Raw genomic sequence first — 1,414 nt, 5'->3', positions numbered from 1 at the left:
CTGCGGCACTGACCGCTTGAACCATCATCTCGAAGAATCACAAGACGACCCCGTACACCACGTCCCTGGACTTGACCGTGAGAAAGCCCAACAAGAATGGCTCTACCAGCTAGTCAACGAGCAGGATTGACATGCGCTATTCGTAAACGCCAGGTTTGAAATTCCGCGCTTTGGATAGACGTCAATCCAACTGCCGCTCCTGGATAGCCGGCACCTCACGAAGGGAGCCCGACGTGGCATTCTCACACATTGCATCGAAAACAACGGCAGCGACAGCTGCACTGGCGGTGGCCGGAGTCCTCGTGGCGACACCGGCATGGGCCGACCCACAAGTGCTGCAGTTCGGCCAGAAGGCTGAAATTTCCAGCAATGGCGGCACCATCGACTACACCGTGAGCAACCTGCAGCCCAGCGGCCACAACGACGGCGTCTGGTACTCCGACGTCACGGCCACAGGCGTCAGCGGTAACGCGACTCCGAACATTGCCGACTTCAATGCTCGGGCCGTGAACAGCTCCACGTTCGCGGTGATGAAGGGCAACCAGACCGACGGCCTTCCTGAGGGGCCACTCCCCTTAGGCAGCCCCGTCACTGGGCGCATTTACTTCGACGTGCGCAACGGCACGAACCCCGACAGCGTCGTCTACCGGGACGCCGGAGGGACGGACAAGGTCGTCTGGAAAGGCTAGCAATTCGACTCACCGGCGCTACTCGAAAAACATGTCACCGGTTGCGCTTTCGCGACAAAGGTGAAGGCCGGCGGCTCGGGTTTCGTTGTCGCAAGAGAATTGCCGCCGTTGCTTCCCTGGCGTGAAACCATTGCTGTGCGTCCAAAATTCGACCGAGACGTAAGCCTTTTGAATAAAAAGTGAAAATGATATGGTTGCTGGTGCCGTCACCTGGGGAAATTGCTAAGCGGCGGGCAGACGCCAAGGCGGGCCAGTATCGCGCGACGCGGTCCTGCGCGCGGCGAAACGCCAATTCGCTGCGCGTGGATATGACAAGACGACGCTGCGAGCGATTGCCGACGACGCGCGAGTAGATCCGGCAATGGTCTATACCTGTCGGCTCGAAAGCGGCGTTGTTCCGCGAGTCGATGAAGTTGGTGCTGCCGTCTGACCTACTGACGACTCAACTCAGCTCCAAAGAAGACGAATTGGGCCGCCGCGTGTTGCGGACCTACTTAAGTATCTGGGAACAGCCCGATACTGCCGCGAGCATGGCATCGATTGCGCAGTCGGCCACGTTGAACAGCGATGCCAACCATGCGTTGTGGTTTCCTGCATGACACGCGGCACTCCTGGCGTTTACCGCCGTCACGGCGACCGGATGCATCCGGTTGCGTCCGCCAAGGTGGTGTACGAGTCGGGGACCGATTTGGTGACCGGCGTGTCGTAGCCGAGTGATTGAAGGT

1 protein-coding gene and 1 pseudogene are annotated in these 1,414 nt (G+C 59.5%); both read left to right on the top strand.

What is annotated here, in order from left to right:
• Nucleotides 1-233 precede the first annotated feature (233 nt).
• Nucleotides 234-689, top strand: a complete 456-nt coding sequence (locus BST14_RS28050; protein ID WP_083067484.1) for a DUF1942 domain-containing protein — start codon at nt 234-236, stop codon at nt 687-689.
• Between the two features lie 185 nt (nt 690-874).
• A pseudogene (locus BST14_RS32765) lies at nt 875-1,289 on the top strand (TetR/AcrR family transcriptional regulator); the annotation flags it as partial.
• Between the last annotated feature and the right edge of the window lie 125 nt (nt 1,290-1,414).

The organism is Mycobacterium arosiense ATCC BAA-1401 = DSM 45069, assembly GCF_002086125.1.
GTDB lineage: Bacteria > Actinomycetota > Actinomycetes > Mycobacteriales > Mycobacteriaceae > Mycobacterium > Mycobacterium arosiense.
This window is presented reverse-complemented; position numbering and strand designations above follow the sequence as displayed.